Source organism: Solwaraspora sp. WMMD792 (assembly GCF_029626105.1).
GTDB lineage: Bacteria > Actinomycetota > Actinomycetes > Mycobacteriales > Micromonosporaceae > Micromonospora_E.
This window is the reverse complement of the sequence record NZ_JARUBH010000009.1, coordinates 2,024,947-2,049,485: the sequence shown is the minus strand read 5'-3', so window position 1 is coordinate 2,049,485 and position 24,539 is coordinate 2,024,947. Positions and strand designations below refer to the sequence as shown.

The 24,539-nt window shown below is 73.6% G+C and carries 15 protein-coding genes and 1 riboswitch; of the genes, 6 read left to right on the top strand and 9 right to left on the bottom strand.

The features are described from left to right. Window positions 1-143: 143 nt before the first annotated feature. Complete coding sequence (locus tag O7629_RS10750; RefSeq protein WP_278168948.1) at window positions 144-1,628, bottom strand: hypothetical protein; 1,485 nt, start codon at window positions 1,626-1,628, stop codon at window positions 144-146. A gap of 27 nt (window positions 1,629-1,655) precedes the next feature. Next, entirely contained in the window at window positions 1,656-3,503 is a 1,848-nt protein-coding gene (locus tag O7629_RS10745; protein ID WP_278168947.1) for a S8 family peptidase, read from the bottom strand. 239 nt (window positions 3,504-3,742) lie between these two features. Here O7629_RS10745 and O7629_RS10740 point away from each other — a divergent pair, with 239 nt between their 5' ends. After that, a complete protein-coding gene (locus O7629_RS10740) occupies window positions 3,743-8,296 on the top strand; it encodes an HAD-IC family P-type ATPase (protein WP_278168946.1) in 4,554 nt (1,517 codons plus the stop codon). A gap of 17 nt (window positions 8,297-8,313) precedes the next feature. Here the strand turns inward: O7629_RS10740 and O7629_RS10735 are convergent, their stop codons facing one another. From O7629_RS10735 to O7629_RS10720, 4 genes are all read right to left on the bottom strand, one after another. After that, window positions 8,314-8,886, bottom strand: coding sequence for a hypothetical protein (locus O7629_RS10735; protein WP_278168944.1), 573 nt, complete (start codon window positions 8,884-8,886; stop codon window positions 8,314-8,316). Window positions 8,887-8,967: 81 nt separating this feature from the next. After that, a complete protein-coding gene (locus O7629_RS10730) occupies window positions 8,968-10,446 on the bottom strand; it encodes an NADH-quinone oxidoreductase subunit NuoF family protein (RefSeq protein ID WP_278168943.1) in 1,479 nt (492 codons plus the stop codon). After that, window positions 10,443-12,023, bottom strand: coding sequence for a hypothetical protein (locus tag O7629_RS10725; RefSeq protein WP_278168942.1), 1,581 nt, complete (start codon window positions 12,021-12,023; stop codon window positions 10,443-10,445). Before O7629_RS10725 ends, O7629_RS10730 begins: the two co-directional genes overlap by 4 nt. Before the next feature lie 388 nt (window positions 12,024-12,411). Then, window positions 12,412-13,245: a hypothetical protein gene (locus tag O7629_RS10720; RefSeq protein ID WP_278168941.1), complete on the bottom strand. Its 834-nt coding sequence runs from the start codon at window positions 13,243-13,245 to the stop codon at window positions 12,412-12,414. A 614-nt stretch (window positions 13,246-13,859) separates the two neighbouring features. Between O7629_RS10720 and O7629_RS10715 the strand changes: the two genes are divergently transcribed. The 4 genes from O7629_RS10715 to O7629_RS10700 all read left to right on the top strand — a co-directional run bounded on the left by O7629_RS10715 (window position 13,860) and on the right by O7629_RS10700 (window position 17,107). Further along, complete coding sequence (locus tag O7629_RS10715; protein ID WP_278168940.1) at window positions 13,860-14,267, top strand: PPOX class F420-dependent oxidoreductase; 408 nt, start codon at window positions 13,860-13,862, stop codon at window positions 14,265-14,267. A gap of 76 nt (window positions 14,268-14,343) precedes the next feature. Further along, the gene (gene cbiE / locus O7629_RS10710) at window positions 14,344-15,573 is read left to right on the top strand and encodes a precorrin-6y C5,15-methyltransferase (decarboxylating) subunit CbiE (RefSeq protein ID WP_278168939.1); all 1,230 of its coding nucleotides are present in this window, start codon (window positions 14,344-14,346) and stop codon (window positions 15,571-15,573) included. After that, window positions 15,570-16,313 carry a precorrin-4 C(11)-methyltransferase gene (gene cobM / locus O7629_RS10705; RefSeq protein ID WP_278168938.1) on the top strand — a complete coding sequence of 248 codons (744 nt, stop codon included), beginning with the start codon at window positions 15,570-15,572 and terminating at the stop codon, window positions 16,311-16,313. The genes cbiE and cobM overlap by 4 nt, the downstream gene beginning before the upstream one ends. After that, window positions 16,301-17,107 carry a cobalt-precorrin-6A reductase gene (locus O7629_RS10700; protein WP_278168937.1) on the top strand — a complete coding sequence of 269 codons (807 nt, stop codon included), beginning with the start codon at window positions 16,301-16,303 and terminating at the stop codon, window positions 17,105-17,107. The genes cobM and O7629_RS10700 overlap by 13 nt, the downstream gene beginning before the upstream one ends. Here O7629_RS10700 and O7629_RS10695 read toward each other — a convergent pair. The 3 genes from O7629_RS10695 to O7629_RS10685 are packed head-to-tail and all read right to left on the bottom strand — an operon-like array spanning window position 17,095 to window position 20,539. Continuing rightward, the gene (locus O7629_RS10695; RefSeq protein ID WP_278168936.1) at window positions 17,095-18,618 is read right to left on the bottom strand and encodes a precorrin-2 C(20)-methyltransferase; all 1,524 of its coding nucleotides are present in this window, start codon (window positions 18,616-18,618) and stop codon (window positions 17,095-17,097) included. The two genes, O7629_RS10700 and O7629_RS10695, sit on opposite strands and share 13 nt — an antisense overlap. Continuing rightward, on the bottom strand, window positions 18,615-19,253 hold the full coding sequence (locus O7629_RS10690; protein WP_278168935.1) for a precorrin-8X methylmutase: 639 nt from the start codon (window positions 19,251-19,253) through the stop codon (window positions 18,615-18,617). The genes O7629_RS10695 and O7629_RS10690 overlap by 4 nt, the downstream gene beginning before the upstream one ends. Then, window positions 19,250-20,539, bottom strand: a complete 1,290-nt coding sequence (locus O7629_RS10685; RefSeq protein ID WP_278168934.1) for a precorrin-3B synthase — start codon at window positions 20,537-20,539, stop codon at window positions 19,250-19,252. The genes O7629_RS10690 and O7629_RS10685 overlap by 4 nt, the downstream gene beginning before the upstream one ends. A gap of 117 nt (window positions 20,540-20,656) precedes the next feature. Then, window positions 20,657-20,787, top strand: a riboswitch (cobalamin riboswitch). A 56-nt stretch (window positions 20,788-20,843) separates the two neighbouring features. Between O7629_RS10685 and cobN the strand changes: the two genes are divergently transcribed. After that, window positions 20,844-24,485, top strand: a complete 3,642-nt coding sequence (gene cobN / locus O7629_RS10680) for a cobaltochelatase subunit CobN (protein ID WP_278168933.1) — start codon at window positions 20,844-20,846, stop codon at window positions 24,483-24,485. Window positions 24,486-24,539 lie beyond the last annotated feature (54 nt).

Here is a 24,539-nt window from a genome sequence, read left to right as displayed (position 1 = left end):
AGCACCGGAACGTGTCCACATGACTACCTGGAGTCAGTCCCGCAGCCGATAGACACCACCCAGCTGGATAGCTATGTAGAAGCGGAATCACAACTGACCCTGCACGTGGTTGCCGATGACCCGCGTACGTGACACTCATTCACTCAGCCCGGTGGCGGCACCAGCCCGCCGGCCGCCAGGACCAGCCAGGTGAGTTCCGGATGGACGATGTCACTGTGCGCGCCGGCCGGTGGCCCACCGCGACGCACGACGGCGGTGGCGTCCACGTTATGGACCTGCCGGTACTCAAGTCGGTTGCCGCCATGGCCTGCCGCCGCCAGCGGCAACGACCGGGCACCGACGCCGGTGGCACCGTGGAAGCCGAGTGCCCCCCACCGCTCGGCGAGCGCCGGGGCCGCTGCGGCGTCATCCCCGGCGGCCAGCGAGGCGAGCGGATAGAACACGCCCAGGGCTGAGTCGTTGGTCGAGAAGCAGACCGAGACCGGCCCGTCGATCCGGGCCGGCAGGCCGGCCAGGGCACCGGACCGGACCGGATCGAACGGCAGCGCCGGGGCGAAGGCGAACCGGGAGAACGCCCCTTGCAGCAGGGTCAACGACCGTACCGGGCGAACCGCGCCGCCGACCGCCGGCTGCGCCGCGTCGGCGGCGAAGCTGACCAGCCGGGCCCCGAAGCTGTGCCCGACCAGGTGGATCCGCACGGACGGCGCCACCGTGGCGAGCCGGGTCAGCAGCGGCCCCAGGCCGACCCGCCCGACCCGGCCGGCCCGGCCCTTCATCTGCCAGTAGGTCAGTTGCCGCAACGCCTCCTTGGCGCCGTGCCAGATTCCGCGCAGCGGGTCCGCCAGCCCGGCCGCGCCGCCGACCGCCGCCGCGTCCAGTGGGGTGTGGCAGCGCCGCAGCTCGTCGAGGAAGCGGGCGTACAACGTGACCGGGTCCACGTCGAGCATCGCGGGCAGCGTCGGTGCGGGCCCGACCGGAGCCGGACTGTCCACAACTCTGCCGGCCCCCGCCAGCTCCGGGCGGGTCGGTACTGAGTCGCCCTCGTCGCCGCAACCGTCGGCGGTCACCATCGCGAACTGGCGGAGCTCGTTGGCGAAGGCCCGCACCCGGGGCCGGGTGGGCGAGGTGCGGAGCAGGTGTGCCATCCGGTCCAGGGCCGGCGCGCCAGCGGGGAAGTTGGCCCGCAGCACGTTGAGCGTCTCGTCGTCCAGACCCGCCGATCGGGGACGGCCCGGGCCGCGACGCCGGCCGACCGGACCTGGTCCGGCAGCTGCGCCGCCGAGCCCGGCCGGACCGGGACCGGGCGATGCCGCGCCGGCCGGCTCGAAGTCCGGTGCCGGCTCGTCGGGCCACCGGCGTGCCGGCCAGTGCACGCCGACCAGCCCGAGACTCTCCGCCCATGGTCCCGCCCGCCGTGCCTGGCCGGCGAGCAGATTGAAGAAGGCGGCGTAGAGCGCGTCAGCGACATCCCGATCGTTGTTCCAGCCGTGCGCGAGCACCACCAGATCGGTGACGCCACGGGCACGGGCACCGGACAGCAGCCCGGTCACCGACACCGGGTCCGGATCCCCTGCGGCGTCGAAGCGCAACTCCCACCACGGGAGACCGCCGATCCGTCGGTCCGTCATCGGGCCCCTTTCCGCCGCCACCGGTGGTCACACCGACTGCAGTGCCCGCATCAGGTCCACCAGCCCCTGGCCCTGGAAGTGCCGGTCGCGGCCGAGCGGCACGGCAGTGTCGAGCAGGATCTGCTTGACCCGCTCCGGCTGACCGATGAACTCCCGACGCACCGACAGGAACGCAGCGACCGCGCCGGACACATGTGGCGCCGCCACGCTCGTACCGGACTCCTCCAGGTAGACCGCCGTGTGCGGGTCCGGGCCGCCGTCCTCGGTCGTGGTCAGCCGGGCACCCGCCGCGCAGGAAACGATCCGTTCGCCGGGAGCGACCAGGTCCGGCTTACGGCGGCCGTCGCCGGTCGGCCCCTTCGAAGAGAAGTAGGACACCCCGTAGGTGTGCGGCATGTCGCGGTGTGTCGACCCGACCGTGATCGCGCGTTCGGCGTTGCCCGGATCGTTGATCGTCGCACCCAGCGCGAACCGCGACGGTACGCCGAACGGCGCGCCCACCGCGCCGTACCCGGAGTTCCCGGCGGCGGTCACCACGACCACCCCGGACCGGACCAGTTTGTCCACCTCCCGGCAGAGCGGGGACTGGCCACATGCGAACCACTCCGGATCGAACTCGTACCCGACGCTGAGGTTGACCCCGTGGATGCGCATCACCCGGTCGCTGCGCGCGTTGACCTCGCGCACGTAGGCCAGCGCGGCGATCACCCGGGACACCCGTTCGGTGAGATCACCTCCACCGTGCAGCACCTTCAGGCTGACCAACCTGGTCAGCGGCGCGACACCGACCATCGTGGCCGGGTCGACCACCGGGCGGGACACCGGGACCGGAACGGCCGGATCGTCGATGTCGTAGCGGTGCTCGATCACCCGTACCGTCCGCTGGGGATGCCGGCGCACCCAGTCGTCCACGCCGCCGGCGATGATCCCCGCGACGTGGGTACCGTGGCCGCTGTCGTCGGTCAGCGCGTCGCCCGCCCGGGGTCGCGCCCCGGGCGGGAAGCTGCGGTGCAGGTCGCGGACCTCGGGTGCGCTGAGCGTCGCGTAGCTGGCGAAGTGCGGGTGCCGGGCGTCGATGCCCGAGTCGACCACCGCCCAGACGATCCGTTCGCCGGTGGCGTTGAAGGTCCGCCGGGCCGCGTCCGCTTTGATGGTGGCCGCCGAGACGTCGATCTGCGGCCGGACCGGGAAGTCCGGCCAGATCCGGTGCACGCTGCGCTGATGCGGATCGCCGACCACGGTGTCCGCCGCTACCAGCCGCTTCATCTGGTTGACGCTGAGTTCCCCGACGACGTACTCGCCGGCCAGTGGCCGGGGGTGCCGACCCGCGGTGACCCGGAACCAGAGTCCGGCCAGCTGCTCGGTGGCGCGCTGCGGCCCACCGGCGAAGTGCAGGTTGACCGCGACCAGCACCGGCACCGGCTCGTCCGGACCGAGTGGGAAGCCGAGGCGCTGCCGCCCGGTGACCGCCCGCAACGGATCGGTGATCACCCCGGGCGCGGCGAGCGGCGCTGGACGGTCCGGACCGGGCGCACCGTTGGTGTCGTTGCCGCCGGTGGCGGCCGACCCGTCGGCGGCCGGCACGGACGACGGCCCATGGCCGGCGAGCAGCGTAGCCCGCGCCCGACCGGCGTCGGTCAACGACCAGGTCCGGCCACCGGTGACCAGATTGGCGACGCGCAGCCGGTCCAACGCCTGCCGGACCCGGTGGTGCCACTGCGGTTCGCCGTCGCGGTCGGCACGCTCGGCGTCGCCGAGCCGGTCACCGTACCGGAAGGCCACCTCACGCAGCACCGCGACGAGACCGGGGGCGGCCCGGGGGCGGCCGGCGAGCGCGATCAGCGTACGGCTGTCCCAGTCATCCGGCTGCGTCACGGCGGTCCCCTCCCACCAGCACCGCTGACGGCCGATCAACGACCACAGCGGCCACCTCAAGCATAGAGCGACGAAACAACTACTCAAAGTGACAGATCAACCCCCTTCCGGACCGGCCACCGGCCCCGAAAACAGGAAACCCACTCAGCTACGCATCGCCCGGCCCTACGGTGAGAAGACGAGAGCCAGCGCTGACCGTCATCCCCCCGGGGCGGACCGACGCCAGGGAGGTGACGCCCGTGCTGGAGCGTCCGGCAGCCACCATCAGCTCGGTACGGCACCGCCGGATGGCCCACGCCCGGCATGCCTGGGCCTACGACGGCCACGCCCATCTCGAGGTCAGCACGGACGACCATGGTCGGGTGATCGCCGACGTGCAGCGGCTGGAACAGGCCCTGCACGAGGTCGACGGAGTGCACTGGGCGGCCTGGAACGGCGCGCTGGGCCGGATGGTGGTCCGGTTCGACCCCGAGGTGATCGGCAACTCCCGGCTCGTCGCCGCGCTCGCCGACGCGGAGCGGCGCGTCGCCCCGCAAGCGACCGGCACCACGCACGTTGATGCCGGCCTCGGCAACGCCGTGTCACTGGCCGGTGATCTGATCGGCGCCGGCGTCGGAGCCGTCGGCAAGGTACTCCGGCTGCCCGCACTACCCAACGAACTCGCCGCGCTGCCCGCTGCCTTCGAGCACGTGCCGCAGCTGCGTTCCTGGTTGCGCCGTACCCTCGGCCCGGTCGGCGCCGACCTGGGCCAGGCGCTGTTCAGCACCGCCGTGGCAGCGGCCTCGCAACGCCCGCTGACCAGCCTCACCGATGCCGTACTGCGGGTCGCGCTGATCGCCGAGGATTCCGCCTACCACAAGGTGTGGGCCGCCCGGGCCCACGAACTGCATCCCGACCCGGACAGCAGCCGCGCACCGGCGCTGCCGGCGCCGGCCCGCCCTCGACCGTTGCCGGACGGCCCGATCGAGCGGTACGCCCAACGGATGAGCACGCTGACCCTGGTCACCGCCGGAATGCTCACCATGCTCCCGGGCGGCCGGCAGCGTGCCGCCCGGGTCACCGCGGTCGCGTCCCCGCGCAGCGCCCGGACCGGCCGCGACGCCTACTGCGGAGAGCTCGGCCGGATCCTTGCCCGGCGGGGCGTGGTGGTGCGGGAAGCCGCCGCGCTGCGCCGGCTGGACCGCGTCGACACCGTGATCATCGACGCCTCGGTACTGCTCACCGGCCGCACCCTGGTCACCGCGGTGGTTCCGATCAGGGGTACCGAGGAGCAGGCCCGCCGGATCGCTGCCCGGCTGCTCGATCCCACCACCGACCCGGGGGACGGCCGTGACCAGCCCCGACCGACCACCGGCGGACCGGGCGGCGGCGAGGCCACCGACGGCTGGGCGTTGACCGCCCCGCACCGGCTCACCCATGCGTTGCCAGCCGACCTGCTGGACCGGCTCGGCCGCGGTGACCCGCCGGACGGCGACCGGGCCGGGACTCCCGGCGGCGACCTGCTGGTGCTGACGCGGCACGGGGAGCCGAGGGCCCTGGTACGCGCCGAGGCCGAGCTGGACCCGCTGGCGGAGGCGCTCACCACGGCAGCCCGCCGGGTCGGCCAGTTGCTCATCGCGGGCCGCAGCCGGGCCGGCCGCAGTCCGGCGACCGGCCCGACCGGCAGCATGCTCGCCAGCCGCTGCCAGGCGGCGGGGACGGTGGCCGGGGGATCGAAACTGGCCGCCTCGGTACGGACGTTGCAGCAGGCCGGCCACGGGGTCGCCCTGATCGCCGCCCGCAACGACGTCGCCCTCGCCGCCGCGGACTGCGGAATCGGGGTGGTCCAGGCCGCCGCCCGCCGCCCGCCGTGGGGTGCCCACCTGATCTGCGCGCCCGGGTTGGAGACCGCCTGGCTGGTGCTGGAGGCGACGGCGCTGGCCCGTTCGGTGAGCACCGACAGCGCCCGGCGGGCCATGCTCGGCTCCGTCGCCGCCGCCGCGCTCGGCGTGCTCGACGGTAGCCCCCGTGGCGGCTCGCGGTCGCTGCTGATCGACAACGTGGCTGGGCTGGTCAACCTGGCGATCGGGCACCGGGCGGCCCGCGGGCTGCGCGGGCGGGCGACACCCGCGCCGCGCAGCCGGGCACCCTGGCACGCCATGCCGGTCGATGAGGTGCTCACCCGGCTCGGCTCCTCGACCGAAGGGCTCAGCGACCTGCAGGCCCGGCAGCGGCAGGCCGAACAGTCAGGTGGCCAACCCGACGACGGGCCAGAACGGGGCCTGTGGCAGGCCACCGCAGCCGAGCTGGACACGCCACTGACCGGTCCGTTGGCCGCAGGCGCCGGGGTGTCGGCGATGACCGGATCGACCGTGGACGCCGTCATGGTCCTCTCGGTGATCATGGCCAACGCGCTGCTCGCCGGGGCCCAGGAGATGGCGGCCGGGCGGGCGCTGCGCCGGCTGCTCAGCGCCGGGGCCCTGCGGGTGCGGTTGCAGCGCGACGGCGAACAGCACATCCGCCCGGCGGAGGACCTGGTGGCCGGTGACCTCATCTGTCTGGAAGCGGGCGACTCGGTGCCCGCCGACTGCCGACTGGTCACCGCCAACGGCCTGGAGATGGACGAGTCGAGCCTCACCGGTGAATCGGTCCCCGTGGCGAAGACCGTCGACGGCACCGGAGCCGACGCGGTCGCCGACCGGACCAGCATGGTGTACGCGGGCAGCACCGTGGCCGCCGGCACGGCCACCGCCGTCGTGGTGGCGACCGGCCGGTCGACCGAGGCGGGCAGCTCCATCGACCAGGTGCAGGACGAATCCCCACGCGGCGGGGTGCAGGCCCGGCTCCGGCAGATCACCTCGGCGTCGGTACCGACCGCGCTCGCTGCCGCTGCGGCGACCCTCGGCAGCGGGCTGCTGCGGGGCCGGCTGGCCGAATCGGTCGGGTCCTCGGTGGCCCTCGCCGTCGCCGCCATCCCCGAAGGACTGCCGTTCGTCGCCACCGCCGCCCAGCTCAGTGCGAGCCGGCGGTTGTCCCGGCACAACGTGCTGATCCGGGATCCCCGGGCGATGGAGGCGCTCGGCCGGGTCGACGTGATCTGCTTCGACAAGACCGGCACCCTCACTCAGGGATCGATCCGGCTGCAGAGTGTCTGCGACGGCCGCCGCACCGAGCCGGTCGACGCGCTGGGCTCCGACCTGCGCCGGATTCTGGCCGCGGCGCTGCGGGCCACCCCGGTCCCGGACGGCGATCAGAAACTGCCCCACCCGACCGACCAGGCGGTGGTCGACGGTGCCCACTCGGCCGGGGTGGGCATCCGGGAAGGCGCTGACGGGTGGGAGCCGCTCGCCGAGTTGCCGTTCGAGCCGGGCCGGGGCTTCCACGCGGTGCTCGGTACCTGCCCGGGTGGTGCCGTCATCAGCGTCAAGGGCGCCCCGGAGACTGTGCTGCCGCGGTGCGCGACCTGGCGCCGCGCCGACGGCGTGGTGCCGCTTGACGACGCCGGCCGCCGCGAGATCGACCTGGCCATCGACGGGCTGGCCCGCGGCGGGCTGCGGGTACTCGCCGTCGCCGGTCGGGTCGCGTCCGGTCGCCGGGACCTCGACGACGACCGGATCGACCGGTTGGAGCTGCACGGACTGCTCGGCCTGGCCGACCCGCCACGCGACACCGCCGCCGACGCCGTCCGGCGGTTGCGCCGCGCCGGGATCACCGTGGTGATGCTGACCGGTGACCACCCGAGCACCGCCGAGTCGATCGGCTCGCAACTCGGCCTGCTCGACGGCAGCGCGGTGGTCACCGGGGCGAACATCGACGCCGCCGGACCGGACCAGCTGCCCGGGCTGGTGTCCCGGACAGCGGTCTTCGCCCGGGTCAGTCCGGCCCACAAGGTCGCCGTGGTCCGGGCGCTGCGCCAGGCCGGCCGGGTCGTCGCGGTGACCGGCGACGGCGCCAACGACGCACCGGCGATCCAACTCGCGGACGTCGGAATCGCCCTCGGCGATCACGGCACCAGCGCCGCCCGCCAGGCGGCGGACATGATCGTGGTCGACGGCCGGATCGAGAGCATCGCCGAGGGCGTGGCCGAGGGGCGGGCGATGTGGGTGTCGGTGCGCGAGGCTCTCGCCCTGCTGCTCGGCGGCAACCTCGGGGAGATCCTCTTCTCAGTCGGCAGCTCGCTCATCTCCGGCCAGCAGGCGCTCAACCCCCGGCAGATCCTGTTCGTCAATCTGATGACCGACCTGCTGCCGGCGATCGCCGTGGCGTCGCGCCCACCACGCAGGATCAGCGCCGACGAACTCGCCCGTGAGGGACCGGAGTCGTCGCTCGGCGCCAGCCTCAACCAACAGGTCGCCCGGCGGGCAGCGGCGACCGCGCTGGCCACCACCGGAGGTTGGCTGGCCGCCCGGTTCACCGGCACCCCCGCCCGCGCCGGCAGCGTGGCACTCGCCGCGCTGGTGGCCGCCCAGTTGGCGCAGACCGCAGTCGCCGCGAAGGGTGATCCGACGGTGCTGGCGGCGGCCGGGGTGTCACTCGGGGCGTTGTTCGGGGTGGTCCAGACGCCGGTGGTCAGTCAGTTCTTCGGCTGCCGTCCGCTGGGACCGGTCGGCTGGTCGATCGTCGGTGGTTCGGCGGTCGCCGCAGCCGGGCTCGGCCTGCTGCCGCTGGAACGGATCGAACGGCTCCGCCGGACCCGACTGGGCCGGTTGACTACGGATGTCGCCCACCGGGGTGCCGGTCACCGGGTACGCCGGGCCGTCCGCCCGGTGCGCCGGCTGCGCCCGACCGGCGCCGACGCCCCGGCCCCGGTCTGACACCCGGATTCGTCGGCCTACGCCGCCGCGCTGATCTGGCGTTCGAAGCGCTGCCGCAGCCCGTCCGCGCGTTGCGGGTCGGCGAAACCCTTGAACGCCTGGTCGACGAACTCCGCCGGGATCATCGCCTCGACCTGGGTCCGAAAGTCCTGATCGAGCTGGGTGACGGTCAGCTCGGGCGGATCGGTGAGCCGGGCCACGATCGGGCCGGCGTTCATCCGGGACAGCAGATACGGCGTGCCCGGCGTACCTGTCGCGCACAGGTAGTAGCCGTAGGCCGTGCCCACCTCGTCGGACCGGGCGGTGGCCGGGTCCAGCCGCCAGACCTCCACGGTGCACAGCATCCGTTCGTCCGGGTTGACCTCGTGACCGTGCGCGGCGTGCTCGTCCGCGGTGGACTGCTCGATGGTGGTCGCGATCCGCAACGCGGCGTCGTCGCGCAGTTGCGCCTCGGTCAACACCGGCGCCGCCGCCGCGGTCGAATAGTGGAAGCCTCCCGCGAGCAGCATCAGCACCAGCAGCTCCGGTACCAGCCACCACGCCGCGACGCGTCGCCGCGACACCCGAGGCGAATCGACATCTTTCAACACCACAGCAGTGTCTCAGCAGCCGGCCGGGAAGGGAAGCCACCGGCTGCGCCGGTGGCGACGCGGCACGGCCGGCGGCTGCGGTCAGTGGCCGCCCTTGCCCTCGCCGAGCCGCAACGCCAGCGCCGGACACATGTTGACCGCCTTGCGGGCACCCGGTTCCAACCACACCGGCACCGGGGACGGCGGGAAGGCCGGATAGCCGTTCGCGTCGAGCCGGATGAACTCCGGAACCACGTGTGCGCACAGGCCGTGCCCGTCGCACCGGGTCCAGTCCACACTCAGTCGCTTGGTGCCGCCGGACGGCGCGTCAGCCGGCAGCGGGAGGACACCCTTGACCGGCTTGCCGCAGCCGTCGCCCTGGGCATGCGCGGCCAGATCCTCGGTGAACACCTCCAGTGCCGAGATGGCGAACCGGGACGTGCCGTCCGGGTGGCTGCAGGCGCCCCGGCCCTTCACCACACTCGCCGCCGCCCGGACCATGTCGACCGCGGCGCTACCGATGACCAGGGAGTCGACGGTGCGGGCCAGGTCCGGCAGGCCGAGCCGACAGGGCCCGCACTGCCCGGCCGACTCACCGGCGAGGTAGTGCACCACCCGGGCGACCTCGCCCATCGGACAGGTGCTGTCGCCGAGCGGGATGGTGATGCCGGCGCCGATCGTGCCACCGACCTTGGTGAAACCTTGCCGGGACACGTCGACCACGGACACCGCCTCGGGGGTGATCCACTTGCCGTGGAACCCACCGATCAGCAGCCCCGGGCCGACCGGCGCCTCGCACAGTTCCAGGATGTCCCGCAGCGGGGTCCCGGTGGGGCACTCCACCACGGCCGGACGGGCGGCGGACCCGCCAATGGTCAGCAGTACCGTGCCCGGTTCGTCGGCCAGGCCGACCGCGCCGTACTCGTAGGGTCCGAGCCGGGCGGCGATGGCGAGCTGGGAGTACGTCTCCGCGTTGGACAGCAGCGTCGGCAGACCGGACACCCCGGAGTCGCTGGCCCGGACCTTGACGCCGGGCGGAATGTGCGGCAGACCGTTGATGCCCCGGACCAGCGCCCCGCCCTCGCCGGAGATGAACCGGTGCGGGACGGTGACGATGCTGGCCGGCACCGGCATCCGGCGTTCGGCCAGCGCCGCCGACAGCGACGCGCCGCCGACTCCGTCGTCCGCGACACCGATGACGATCTCGTCGGCCTCCAGCGCGTACGCGGCCAGCGCGGCACCGTCCAGGATCAGATGCGGGGCCCGGGTGAGCAGCACCTTGTCCTTCCAGCTCGCCGGCTCCCCCTCGGTGGCGTTGACCACGACGACAACCGGCTTGTCCTGCTTGTCGGCTGACTCGAGCACCGCCTTGACCTTGCGGTGGAACGGGAAACCGGCACCGCCCCGTCCCCGTAGGTCGATCGCTTCGGCCAGCCGCATCAGGTCGTCGACCGACAGCGGTCCGACCCCGCCGTGCACCTGTTCGTGCGCCCGCAGATCGAGCCGACCGAACTCCTCGAACCCGGCGGTCAACCGGGGCGGGCCGACGGTGGCGACCGGCGGGACCGATGCCGTGCTCAATTCGCCTCTCCTCGAAGCTGCGTCCAGTACTCGTCGTCGGAGTCCTCCGCGTCCCGACGTCGCCGGGACCGCCGGCTGCCCGCGGACTCTGCCGCCGCCGCCCGCTGGGCCCGCCGGGAGGCCAGATCGACCAGCGTCGGGGTGTCGTCGGCCGGCAGGTAGTCATCCATCTCCCGGTCCACCGGAGCCGGATCGGGCTCGGCCCGGTAGCGTGCCGCCCGACCTCGGGCCGGCTCGGCAGAGACCGGGCGGTCGTCGAACCGGCCACGTGGACCGGCGCCGGAGACCGGGCGGTCGTCGGCGAACCGGCTGCGGGCACCGGCGCCGGAGACCGGGCGGTCGTCGGCGTAGCGGCCCCGGGAGCCGATGGTCTCCGCCACCGAACGCCGGGGCTCGTAGCCACCGTCGTCGGCGGCCTGGCGCCGCCGACCGCCGTCCGGCTCGGCGTAGCGCCGCTGGTCCGGCTCCTCGGCGTAGCGCCGGCGGGTGCCGGCGTCGTCCTCGGCGTACCGGCCCCGGCCAATCTCCTCCTCGGCGTAGCGACCGCGGCCGGAGTCGGACCGGCGGTACTCCCGGGAGTCCTCGGCCGCGGCCGGACGCGACCGCGGTGCGGGTCGTCCCACCTCGGGTACCCGGTACCGGTCGGCGGACCGGGTGGAGGCGCCGCGCCCGGCACCGGCCGGCGCCCACGAATCGATCATGTCCGCGCCACGGTCACCGAACGACGCGAAGCGGGCGGTCGCCGGTTCCAGGCTGATTCCGTCGTCCCGGCCGCCCCGACGGCGTGACGATCCGGACCCGGACCGGGAGTCGTCGGCCATCTTGCCGACCGGCTTCATCGAGGTGCCGGTGGCCTGCGACACGAACGGCTTCTTCTTGCCCACGCCGGTGGCGAACCGGACCAGCAGGGCGATGACCACCAGCACAAGGCAGATCACGTAGCTGAGGGTCACCCAGGTCGCCGGGGGTCGGCCGGTGCCGAGTCCGTGCATGATCCCGATCGGCCAGGCGACATAGGCGCCGCTGTGCAGCGCCCGCCACAGCCACGGCGGGCCCACACCGACCCACCGGGCCCGCGCCAGACCGGTCCACATGATGGCGAACATGAGGTACGCCGCGAGGGTGCCCATGCCCACGTAGATCGCCTGACCGCCGCCGAGGAACGGGATGAACGCCCCGACGGCGGAGACCGCACCGGTGGTGATCTGCGTGATGACGTGCAGCACCAGGAAGGTGATCGCCATGATCCCGGTGGTGCGGTGCGCCGACTGCAGAAGCACCCGGTGCCGGGGCAGCAGCACGATCCGGTCGGTAGCCAGCAGCCCGACCATCACCGTGATGCTGAGCGCCACCAGGGCGAAGACGCCACCGAAGAAATCCAGGAAGAAGAACGCGTAGACGTACGCGACCCGGCCTGCCGACGTGAGCATCGCCAGTGCCCAGAAGGCCGCCAGCACCGACGCCGAGAGAATCAGGACCGAAAGGCGGGACGGCTGTCGCCCGCCGGAGAGTTCGGTCCTGGGGCCGGCGGGTCGCTGGTTCTGGTTCGTCCGCGCCATCTGCTCCTCGATCTCCACTCGGTGCCATCCGCACACCCGCACCGGCCGGACTCATCCGCCCGGTCCACCGCGAGTGCCCTGCCCTTGGCTTGGCGCCGGAGAAACCGTACCGCTTCCCGGTCGTTTCGCCCGCTCCAGTGCCGTCCCTCTGCATCTACGTAGTTGAGGCGTCCACGGATGAACGGCGCCGGGATTTGATTGTGAGGTCACTGGTCTGCCGGAATCATCCCGCTACCTACCACTCAATCCACGTGCAGAAACGCGCTCGAAGCCACACAAAGTCACCGCGTGGTCACAATAGATTCTAAGCCGAAATTAAGATGCCCCTCCGGCGACCGCGAGGAGGGCGGCGCCGGAGGGGCGGGTTCCCGGGTGAGCGGCGGGAACCTGTCTGTGTCGGCCGGGGTCAGTCCTCCCGCAGCTCGCAGGTGGCGAGCTGGTCGAGGCCAGCCGGACGCTGCCCCTGCCGACCGATCGAAATCGCGATCCGCTCGATCGCCGCCGTCCGCTTACTCGCCAACGGACCAAGAATCGCGTTGTCCACGAAGTTCGGACCACCCTGACCCTGACTGCTCACCAACCGCGCGTTGGCCTCCGCGAGCTGCGTCTCCAGCGCCAGCAGATTCCGGTCCACCTCGGCCCGCGCCGCCGCCGGCACCGCCGGCAACCGGTCCACCACGCTCGGACAGACGATCGTCCCGACGCCGTCGGCGGCCGGAGCCTCGGGCGCGCCGGCCGGCGGGGTGGTCGCCGCGCCGTCGTCGACGCCATTTCCACCGGCCTGGCCGGCGGCGACGAGTTCACAGGTGGCGAGCTGGTCGAGGCCAGCCGGACGCTGCCCCTGCCGACCGATCGAAATCGCGATCCGCTCGATCGCCGCCGTCCGCTTACTCGCCAACGGACCAAGAATCGCGTTGTCCACGAAGTTCGGACCACCCTGACCCTGACTGCTCACCAACCGCGCGTTGGCCTCCGCGAGCTGCGTCTCCAGCGCCAGCAGATTCCGGTCCACCTCGGCCCGCGCCGTCGCCGGCACCGCCGGCAACCGGTCCACCACGCTCGGACAGACGATCACTCCCACGTCGTCTGCGGCAGAGGTGTCGGCCGCTGCGAGGCCGAGGCCGGCCCCCATGATCACAGCCGCCAGGCCGACCGTGCCGGCCACCTTCCACCGCCGGGAGTTCAACGGCGAGGGACCGACCGGGTGGTCGACCCTCCGCCGGGGAGAACGCGAGTACATGGGACTGACAACCCAACCCTTCTGGGGACAGTTGCCGGTAGCCGCGCCGCTCGATCGACGGCGTCCCGGTGGGCCGTGCGGCCCGTGTCCGGCGGCGCCCCGAGCGTGAGGCCACCAGACACTGTCGGAGGATGTTCGGTGAGGCGTCGACGGTTTCCGCCGCTGTCTCGACCATGCATACGGCGGTCCGACGGGGACGGTTCAACCCGGTCGACAGATCATCCGATCGACGGGCGCCGGGGCAACGGACCGGGTCAATGGAACCCGGGTCACTGGAACCGGGGCGACCGGACCGCGACCGGGGCGGACCACCGGGTCCGTCGCCGACGGCCGGTTTCGAAGGTGGGGCGACGCAGCCGACTCTTGCGGGAGACCGACGTTAAGGCGCGCCGCCCCGCCGACACACACTACTCGCGCACCCTGCGAAAAGGATTACTGGACGCGCTGTAGCGGACTAGCAATTGCTTGGTTCGACGGTCGGTACGGCACCCCGTTGCTGAGTCGCGACTCAGCGCAGCCGATCCGGCACCAACCGCACCGACACCGGACCTGCCAGCGCCGGCACGGGCGCGTCGGGACCGCCGACCGGCGCCCACGGTGCCAGAATACGACGGGTGACGACATCTGCTGCCGGGCCGGAGATCAGCGACGCGCTGCGCGACTTCTGGCGCGAACGGCACCTGTGCACGCTGACCACGCTGCGCCCGGACGCAAGCCCGCACGTGGTTCCGGTCGGAGTGACCTTCGATCCGGACGGCGGCGTCGCCCGGGTGATCACCTCCGCCCGGTCCCGCAAGGCCGCACACGTGCGGGCCGCCGGCGTGACCGGGGCCCGGGTGGCCGTCTGCCAGGTCGACGGCAAGCGATGGTCGACGCTGGAAGGCCTGGCCCGGCTCCACGACGATCCGCCGACGGTCCGTGACGCGGAACAGCGCTATGCCCTGCGGTACCGGGTACCACGCCCCAACCCGGACCGGGTGGTGCTGGTCATCACGGTCACCCGCCGGCTCGGCAACGTCTGATCCGGGCGACGTCACGCGGATCACCGCCGATGGGGTGGCCATGTCGACCAACGCGGCGAACCGATACCGTCGGATGATGCCCCCCAGATCCGGACCGGCTGTGGTCACCGTCGTCGGTATCGGCGCCGACGGATGGGACGGGCTGTCCGGCGCCGGCCGGTCGGCGCTGCGCGCCGCGACCGCGCTGCTGGGCAGCCGCCGGCAGATCGAGCTGATCCCACCGCCCGAACGGCCGGCGGCCACCGGCACCTGGCCCACCCCGCTGCTCGCCCACCTGCCCCGGCTGCTCGACGAACACCGCGGGCAGCACCTCGCGGTGCTGGCCAGTGGCGACCCGATGCACTACGGCATCGGCGGCACCCTGGTCCGGCTACTCGGCCCCGACCGGGTACGGGCGGTGCCCCACCCGTCGGTGGTCTCGTTGGCCTGCGCCCGGCTCGGCTGGCCGGTCGAGGAGGTCGACGTGGTCAGCGCCGTCGGCCGCCCGGTACAGCTGCTGCACCCGCTGATCCACCCCGGGCGTCGGCTGCTGGTGCTCAGCGCCGGCACGACCACCCTGGGTGAGGTGGCCGGCCTGCTCACCGCCCGGGGCTACGGACCCAGCCCGCTGACCGTACTGGAACAACTCGGCGGCGCCCGGGAACAGCTGCGGACGGCCACCGCCCAGGAGTGGGGCGGCCTCGATGTCGACCCGCTCAACGTCGTCGCGGTGGACTGCCGGGCCGAGCCGGGCACCCCGCCGCTGCCCCGGGTGCCAGGGCTGCCCGACGACGTCTACCAGCACGACGGCCAGCTGACCAAACGGGAGATCCGGGCGGTCACGCTGGCCCGGCTGGGTCCCCTGCCCGGGCAGCTGCTCTGGGACATCGGGGCCGGATCGGGCAGCATCGCCATCGAGTGGTCCCGTGCCCATCCGCAGTGCCGGGCCGTCGCCGTGGAACACGATCCACGGCGGGCTGAACGGATCGCGGCGAACGCGGCGACGCTCGGCGTACCGGGCATCACGGTGGTCGCCGCGGCAGCCCCGCAGGCACTGGTCGGTCTCGACCCCCCGGACGCGATCTTCGTCGGCGGCGGGGTCACCACCACCGGGCTGCTGGACGCCGCCTGGTCGGCACTGCGGCCCGGCGGCCGGCTGGTGGTCAACGCGGTGACCGTCGAGTCCGAGGCGCTGCTCGCCGGTTGGCACTCCCGCATCGGCGGCGACCTGACCCGGATCGCCGTCAACCGGGCCGCACCGGTCGGCGGGTTCACCGGGTGGCGACCGATGATGCCGGTGACCCAGTGGGTGGTGGAACGCCAGTGACCGTACGATTCGTCGGCGCCGGCCCCGGTGCCGCCGACCTGATCACCGTCCGGGGCCGCGAGGTCGTCGCGACCAGCCCGGTCTGCCTGTACGCCGGCAGTCTGGTCCCGACCGAGCTGCTCGCCCACTGCCCACCCGGGGCCCGGCTGGTCGACACCGCCCGGCTGACCCTGGACGAGATCGTCGCCGAGATGCTGGCCGCGCACGCCGCCGGGCTCGACGTCGCCCGGCTGCACTCCGGCGACCCCTCGCTGTTCAGCGCCGTCGCCGAACAGATCCGTCGGTTGGACGCCGCCGGGGTGCCGTACCAGATCGTGCCCGGCGTGCCCGCCTTCGCCGCGGCCGCCGCCGCGCTCGGCCGGGAACTGACCGTCCCGGAGATCGGCCAGACGGTGATCCTGACCCGGGTGTCCGTCAGCTCCACCGCCATGCCGCCGGGCGAGGACCTGGCCACCCTCGGTGCCAGCCGGGCCACCCTGGTGCTGCACCTGGCCGTGCAGCGCATCGACGAGGTGGTGGACGACCTGCTACCGCACTACGGCCCGGACTGCCCGGCCGCGGTGGTGGCCCGGGCGAGTCGTCCCGACGAGGTGCTGCTGCGGGGCACGCTGGCTGACATCGCCGGCCAGGTGCACACCGCCGGCGTACGGCGTACCGCGGTGATCGTCGTCGGCGCGGTGCTCGGCGCGGCAGGTTTCCCCGACAGCCATCTGTACAGCGCCGACCGGTGCCGGCAGTGACCGGTCACCGGACCCGCCCCGGCCCGGACGGCGGACCCCGGGTGCTCATTCTCGGCGGCACCGCCCAGGCCCGTCAGCTCGCCGCCGCCCTGTCGACCGACCCGCCGACGCGGGTGGTCACCTCGCTGGCCGGCCGGGTGGCCCGGCCCCGGCTGCCGCACGGCGAGACCCGCGTCGGTGGCTTCGGTGGACCGGACGGGCTGGCCCGCTGGCTACGGGACGAACGCATCGGTGCCGTGGTGGACGCGACCCACCCGTTCGCGAACCGGATCTCCACCTCGGCGGTCACCGCCTGTGCCCAGACCGGCACACCGCTGCTGGTGCTGCGCCGGCCGGGCTGGACGGCCGGGCCGGGCGACGTCTGGCACCGGGTGCCGGACCTGACCGCTGCCGCCGCCGCGCTGCCCGCACTGGGCAGCCGGGCGATGCTGACCACCGGCCGGCAGAGCCTGGCCGCATTCGCGCCGCTGAGCGGCGTCTTCTTCCTGATCCGGACGGTGGACCCGCCGCAGCCGCCGCTGCCCGCCGACCGGGTACTGCTGCTCGACCGTGGGCCGTACACCGTGGACGGCGAACGGACGCTGATGCGCACGCACGCCATCGACGTGCTGGTCACCAAGGACAGCGGCGGCGACGAGACGTACGCCAAGCTCGTCGCCGCCCGCGAGCTCGGACTGCCGGTGCTGATGGTCAACCGGGCCGCCGCGCCACCCGCACCGACGGTCAGCGACGTCAACGCCGCCGTGACCTGGCTGGCCGGGCTCGGCGCGGCGGCAGGTGCTCAGCCCGGGTAGTGCCGTGGGGTGAAGACCACCGGCGCCGCGTCCCGGCCGTGGTTGACCTGGGTCACTGACGAACCGACGATCAGCAGGGTCCGCATGTCCACCGTGGCCGGGTCCAGATCGGCCAGCGCCACCACGTCGACACGTTCGCCGGGGCCGCCGATGTCGCGGCCCACCACCACCGGGGTCTGCGCCGACCGGTGCTCCAGCAGCAGATCCCGGGCCCGGGCCAGCTGCCAGGTCCGGCTGCGCGACGCGGGGTTGTAGATCGCGATCACCAGGTCGGCGCGGGCGGCGGCGAGCAGCCTCCGCTCGATCACCGGCCAGGGTTTGAGCCGGTCCGACAACGACAGCACGCAGTAGTCGTGCCCGAGCGGTGCCCCCACCCGGCTGGCCACCGCCTGGGCGGCGGTCACCCCGGGCAGCACCCGGACCGGCACGTCCTTCCAGCGGGGCTCGGCGGCGACCTCCAGCACCGCCGTGGCCATCGCGAACACCCCGGGGTCGCCGGAGGAGACCACCGCGACCCGGGCTCCGTCGGCCGCCAGCCGAAGCGCGTGCGCGGCCCGCTGCGCCTCGACCTGGTTGTCCGACGGATGCCGGCGTTGCCGGGGGTTGGCCGGCACCCGGTCCAGGTACGGTCCGTACCCGACCAGGTCGTCGGCGGCCGCGAGAGCGGCCTGGGCCTGCGGGGTGATCCAGTCCCGGCCGGCCGGTCCGAGGCCGACCACCACCACCTCTCCCCGGCCGGACCGGGCGGTGTCGGCGGCGCTCGCCGCGACGGTGCCACCGCGACGGCTGGCCAGCAACGCCAGGGAGAAGTACGGCACCGTCGCCGGGTCGACGTCGGCCAGCGGCGCGACGCGTTCCTCCCCGGTGCTGGCCCGTTCGACGTACCAGGCGTCGTCGAGCCGGCCGGCGGCGGTCAGCGCGTCGCGTACCGCCGGGAAGGTCCGGCCCAGCTTGAGCACGGCGGCGGCGTCGGTCTCGGCCAGCCGTCTGGTCAGTTCCGCCCCGGACAGGGTGCCGGGCAGGACGGTGAGCACCTCGTCGGCCTCGACCAACGGTCGGCCGAGTGCGGCGGCGGCACCGCTCATCGAGGTGACGCCGGGCACCACCTCGGTCGGGTACCGGTCGGCCAGCCGCTTGTGCAGGTGCATGTAGGAGCCGTAGAACAGCGGGTCGCCCTCGGCGAGCACGACCACGGTCCGACCGGCGTCGAGATGGGCGGCGAGCCGCCGCGCGCAGTCGGCGTAGAACTCGTCCATCGCCGCCCGGTAGCCGCCGGGGTGGGTGCTGCGCTCGGTGGTCACCGGGTAGACCAACGCCTCCTCGATCTGTCCCGCGCGCAGGTACGGCTCGGCGATGGACCGGGCGACGCTGCGACCGTGCCGGGCACTGTGGTGCACGATCACGTCGGCCGCAGCGATCAGCCGGGCCGCCTTCACGGTAACCAGTTCCGGGTCACCCGGGCCGAGCCCGACGCCGTAGAGCTGACCCGGTCCGCCGCGACGCGCGTTCAACGCCCCACCTGTCCCTCGTCGTCGTTGGCGATCGCGTTGAGTGCGGCGGCGGCCATCGCGCTGCCACCGCGTCGTCCCCGGACCACCAGGTGTTCCAGTCCACCATGGTCGATCAAAGCCTGCTTGGACTCGGCGGCGCCGATGAAACCGACCGGTACGCCGAGCACCGCCGACGGCCGGCCGGCACCGGCGTCGACCAGCTCCAACAGCCGGAACAGCGCGGTCGGTGCGTTGCCGACGGCGACCACCGCGCCGTCAAGGCGGTCGACCCACAGCTCGACGGCCGCGGCGCTGCGAGTGGTGCCCAGCCGGTCGGCCAGCTCGGGCACCCGGGGGTCGGACAGGGCGCACAGCACCGGGTTGTCGGCCGGCAGCCGGCGCCGGGTGATGCCGGCGGCGACCATCGTGGCGTCGCAGAGGATCGGCGCGCCGGCCCGCAACGCGCCCTGGGCGGCAGCCACCACCTGCGGCGAGAAGACCAAGTCGTCGACCAGGTCGACCATTCCGCAGGAGTGGATCATCCGCACCGCGACCCGGGCCTGCTCGGCGGTGAGTCGGCTCAGGTCGGCCTCGGCACGGATGGTGGCGAACGACTGCCGGTAGATCTCTGCCGCGTCGCGGACATGGTCCATCATGGCTCCTCACGTGCGGTCTGGACGGCCGCACCGAGGGCGGCCCCGGTCGGGAGGCGGATGCTGGTCCGGTCGGGGGCGTCGATCTGGTACCCGTCACCGGTGGCGGTCACCCGGACCATCGGCCCGGCCGGACTGCCGCAGCCACGCTCACAGCCGATCCAGTGCACCGGCAGGCGGTGACGACGCCCCAGTGCTGGCACACCGCCGGTCGGGGCCGGCCGCCCGGCGTGCGTCGCTGCCGCGTCGGCGCGCACGTCGGCCCGGGACCGGGCACAGCCCGGCAGCCCGGCGCAGGCGGTCACTCCGAGCCACGGCGAGTCGGGGTCGGTAACCAGCCCGGCGCGGGTGAACCGGTCCGCCCAACCGGCGGGGTCGGTGACCCGGGGCAGCACCACCCCCCGCCACGGCGTGATCCTCAGCTGCGGCGACGCGGCCGCGAGCAGGTCGACCTGGTCGACTGTCAAGCGTCCCAACGGGACCGCCACGACGAGGGCGAAGTCGCCGTCGGGACGGTGCCGCACCCCGACCGGCGCGACGGGGCCGCCGGCCGGCGTCAGTGGTTGCCACCGCCGCGCGGTACGCCGTACCCCGGGTGCGGTGCCGGCCCGGATCACGACGCGGTCCAGCGCTGCCGGAGTCAGGTCATCGAGGCGCCACGCGCTGCCGGCCGCCGCGTCCGGATCGTCCAGGAAGGCACGGGCGGCGGCGACCGCGACCCGTACCGCGTCGGCGGGCCGGGCCCGCAGCCCGTGGTCGGCACCGGCGAGCAGCACGGTCACCTCGTCGTCCGGTCCGGGCAGCAGACCGACGTCGGCTCGGGCCGCAACGGTGTCGCCTCGGCCATCGTCGATGGCGAAGAGGAACCGCCCGGAGAGCCGGGCCAGGTCCGGCTCCGCGCAGATCGCGGTGTCGAGGGCGCGGACCTGCGCCCCGACGTCCCAGGCCGCCGGGGTGTCGATGTCGGCGAGGGCGGAGCCGAGGATATTGCGGACCCGTTCGTGCGCGGTCGACGGTAGCAGCCCGGCCGCACGCAGCCGGGCGGCGAACGGTCCGGTGGCGGCGGCCGCGACCGCGCGCACCTGGACGTTTGCCCGGCTGGTCAGTTCGAGATGTCCATCACCGTGGTCGCGGGCGACGGCGGCCAGCAGCCGCAGCTGGACGGCGGTGAGCAGCCCTCCGGGGCAACGGATCCTGGCCAGCAGGCCGTCGGCGGCCGGGTGCAGTTGCACGGCGCCGGGGCAGGCATCGGGTGCGCCCCGGGCGGGCGGCGATGGCAAGGCGGGCACCCGGCGGATACTACGGGTCGTCCCCGGACGGCGGCCGCCGCACAGCGAATACATCACACCTTGACGAAACGTCCGCCGGTCGTGACAGTGTTCGGTAGCCAGACGCGGCGACAAGCGGAGGAAGTCCGGTGTGAATCCGGTGCGGTCCCGCCACTGTCACCGGGGAGCAGACCCCACCGACGGCCACGGTCCCCTCAGTCGGGTGCCGGAAGGCCGGGGCGAGCGTTGATCCGGGAGCCAGGAGACTCCGGTCGCCGCGACCGACGACCCGGGGCGCGGACCCCGAGGGAGGACCGGGCGTCCGATGATGCTACTTTTGTCCACTTCAGATACTGATCTGTTGAGTGGACGGGCCAGCGGTGCCGACTGGCGCCTGGCAAACCCGACCCGGCTGTCGGTCGACGACCTTCCGCAGCTGCTGGCCGGCGTCGACCTCGTGGTGGTCCGGCTGCTCGGCGGCCGCCGGGCCTGGCCGGACGGGATGGACGAACTGCTGGCCGGACCCCGTCCGGTGGTGGTGCTCAGCGGTGAGCAGGCCCCGGACGCCGCCCTGATGGAGCTGTCCACCGTACCCGCCGGGGTGGCCGCCGAGGCGCACGCCTACCTGGCCCACGGCGGCCCACCGAACCTCGCCGAGCTGCACCGTTTCCTGTCCGACACGGTGCTGCTCACCGGGCACGGCTTCGCCGCGCCGCAGCCGGCTCCGGAGTGGGGCGTACTGGAGCGCACGAGCGTGCCGGCGGCACCGGGGCGGCCGAGCGTGGCGGTGCTCTACTACCGGGCCCACCACCTGGCCGGCAACACCGGCTTCGTGCACGCGCTGTGCGACGCGGTCGACGCCGCCGGCGGTCGGGCGCTGCCGGTCTACTGCTCGTCGCTGCGCTCGGCCGACCCGCAGCTGCTGGCCACCCTGGGTCAGGCCGATGCCCTGGTGGTGACCGTGCTGGCCGCCGGCGGGACCCGACCGGCGACCGTCGGCGCCGGAGGCGACGACGACTCCTGGGACGTCGGCGCCCTCGCCGAGCTGGACGTGCCGATCCTGCAGGGGCTCTGCCTGACCAGCTCGCGGCAGACCTGGGCGGCCACCGACGACGGACTGTCCCCGTTGGATGCCGCGACCCAGGTGGCCATCCCCGAATTCGACGGCCGGCTGATCACCGTGCCGTTCTCGTTCAAGGAGATCGACGCCGACGGCCTGTCGGTGTACGTGGCCGACCCCGAGCGGGCCGCCCGGGTCGCCGGGATCGCGGTCCGCCACGCCATGCTGCGCCACGTCGCTCCGGCCGACAAACGGATCGCGGTGCTGCTGTCGGCGTACCCGACGAAGCACGCCCGGATCGGCAACGCGGTCGGCCTGGACACCCCCGCGAGCGTCCTGGCGCTGCTGCGGACGCTGCGCGACGCCGGCTACGACGTCGGGCCGCCGGACGGTCCGGACGCGGTCCCCGGCCTGGCCGACGCCGACGGCGACGGCGACGGCGACGGCGACGCGTTGATGCACGCGCTGATCGCTGCCGGCGGGCAGGATCCGGACTGGCTGACCGAGGATCAGCTGGCCGGCAACCCGGTGCGGATCACGGCCGCCGACTACCGCCGCTGGTACGCCGAGTTCCCGGCCGAGCTGCGCGAACAGGTTGAACGGCACTGGGGTCCGCCACCGGGCGAGCTGTACGTGGACACTTCCCGCGACCCCGACGGCGAGATCGTGCTCGCCGCGCTGCGCGCCGGCAACGTCGTGCTGCTGGTGCAGCCGCCGCGCGGCTTCGGGGCCAACCCGGTGGCCATCTACCACGACCCGGACCTGCCGCCGAGCCACCACTACCTGGCCGCCTACCGGTGGCTGGAGCACGGCTTCGGCGCGCACGCCGTGGTGCACGTCGGCAAGCACGGCAACCTGGAGTGGCTACCGGGCAAGACGGTCGGGCTCAGCGCCGGCTGCGGGCCGGACGCCGCCCTCGGCGATCTGCCGCTGATCTACCCGTTCCTGGTCAACGACCCCGGTGAGGGCACCCAGGCCAAACGCCGGGCGCACGCCACCCTGATCGACCACCTGGTGCCGCCGATGGCCCGGGCGGAGAGCTACGGCGACATCGCCCGGCTGGAGCAACTGCTCGACGAGCATGCGAACATCGCCGCCCTGGACCCGGCGAAACTGCCGGCGATCCGGGCGCAGATCTGGACCCTGATCCAGGCCGCCCGGCTCGACCACGACCTCGGTCTGGACGACCGGCCGCACGACGCCGAGTTCGACGACTTCCTGCTGCACGTCGACGGCTGGCTCTGCGAGGTCAAGGACGTGCAGATCCGCGACGGGCTGCACGTGCTCGGCTCGGCACCGGTCGGCGCGGCCCGGGTCGACCTGGTGCTGGCGATGCTGCGGGCCCGCCAGATGTGGGCCGGGCAGGTGGCCGCGCTGCCCGGCCTGCGGGAGGCGCTGGGCCTGGACGAGTCCGGCACCGACCGCGATGGCACCGACGCGGCCGAGGCGGTCGCCCGGGAACTGGTGGTCGCGATGGAGGAGCACGGTTGGCGACCGGACGCCGCCGCCGAGGTCACCACGCGCGTGCTCGGCGGTGGCGACGACGGGCGGGCCACGCTGGTCACCCGGATTCTGGAGTTCGCGGCGACCGAGGTGGTGCCCCGGCTGGCCCGCACCACCGACGAGCTGGCCCACGTCGTGCACGCCCTGGCCGGCGGGTACGTGCCGGCCGGGCCGAGCGGGTCACCGTTGCGCGGGCTGATCAATGTGCTCCCGACCGGGCGCAACTTCTACTCGGTGGATCCGAAGGCGGTGCCGAGCCGGCTGGCCTGGGAGACCGGTCAGGCGATGGCGGAGTCGCTGCTGGCCCGATACCGGGCCGACACCGGCGACTGGCCACGTTCGGTGGGACTGTCGGTGTGGGGCACGTCGGCGATGCGTACCGCCGGGGACGACATCGCCGAGGTGCTGGCGCTGCTCGGCGTACGGCCGGTGTGGGACGAGGCTTCGCGGCGGGTGACCGGCGTCACGGTGGTCCCGACCGAGGAGCTGGGTCGGCCCCGCATCGACGTGACGGTACGGATCTCGGGTTTCTTCCGCGACGCGTTCCCGCACGTGGTGGCCATGTTGGACGACGCGGTCCGGCAGGTCGCGGCCCTCGACGAGCCGGACGAGCTGAACTTCGTCGCCGCGCACGCCCGCGCCGACCTGGCCACCCACGGCGACACCCGGCGGGCCACCATGCGGATCTTCGGCTCCAAGCCGGGGACGTACGGTGCCGGGCTGCTGCAGCTGATCGACAGCCGCAACTGGCGCGACGACGCCGACCTGGCCGAGGTGTATGCGGTGTGGGGCGGCTACGCCTACGGCCGTGACCTCGACGGCGCGCCGGCCCGCGACCAGATGGAGTCGGCGTACCGGCGGATCGCGGTAGCGGCGAAGAACATCGACACCCGAGAACATGACATTGCTGACTCCGACGACTACTTCCAGTACCACGGCGGGATGATCGCCACGGTACGGGCGTTGACCGGGTCGGCCCCGGCGGCCTACGTCGGTGACAGCACCCGGCCGGAGGCGGTCCGCACCCGCGCGCTGCACGAGGAGACCGCCCGGATCTTCCGGGCCCGGGTGGTGAACCCGCGCTGGCTGGCGGCGATGCGCCGGCACGGCTACAAGGGGGCGTTCGAGCTGGCCGCCACCGTCGACTACCTGTTCGGCTACGACGCCACCGCCGGGGTGGTCGCCGACTGGATGTACGACAAGCTGGCCGAGACGTACGTGCTCGACGAGGTCAACCAGCGGTTCCTGACCGAGTCGAACCCGTGGGCGCTGCACGGGATCACCGAGCGGCTGCTGGAGGCGGCCGACCGCAAGCTCTGGGAATACCCCGACCCGGCGGTGCTCGACGGGCTGCGGGAGGTGTTCCTGCGTACCGAAGGCGACCTGGAGGACCGCGCCGGTTGACCTGGACGGTGCGGTGCGGTCGGCCGGGCGCGCCGGCGGTGCCGCGCGTAAGGT

What these genes read in the sequence shown, in the direction of transcription:
- O7629_RS10720 (WP_278168941.1), bottom strand. Translation starts at nt 13,245, where the DNA reads ATGTACTCGCGTTCTCCCCGGCGGAGGGTCGACCACCCGGTCGGTCCC.
- O7629_RS10750 (WP_278168948.1), bottom strand. Translation starts at nt 1,628, where the DNA reads ATGACGGACCGACGGATCGGCGGTCTCCCGTGGTGGGAGTTGCGCTTC.
- O7629_RS10690 (WP_278168935.1), bottom strand. Translation starts at nt 19,253, where the DNA reads ATGATGGACCATGTCCGCGACGCGGCAGAGATCTACCGGCAGTCGTTC.
- cbiE (WP_278168939.1), top strand. Translation starts at nt 14,344, where the DNA reads ATGCCCCCCAGATCCGGACCGGCTGTGGTCACCGTCGTCGGTATCGGC.
- cobN (WP_278168933.1), top strand. Translation starts at nt 20,844, where the DNA reads ATGATGCTACTTTTGTCCACTTCAGATACTGATCTGTTGAGTGGACGG.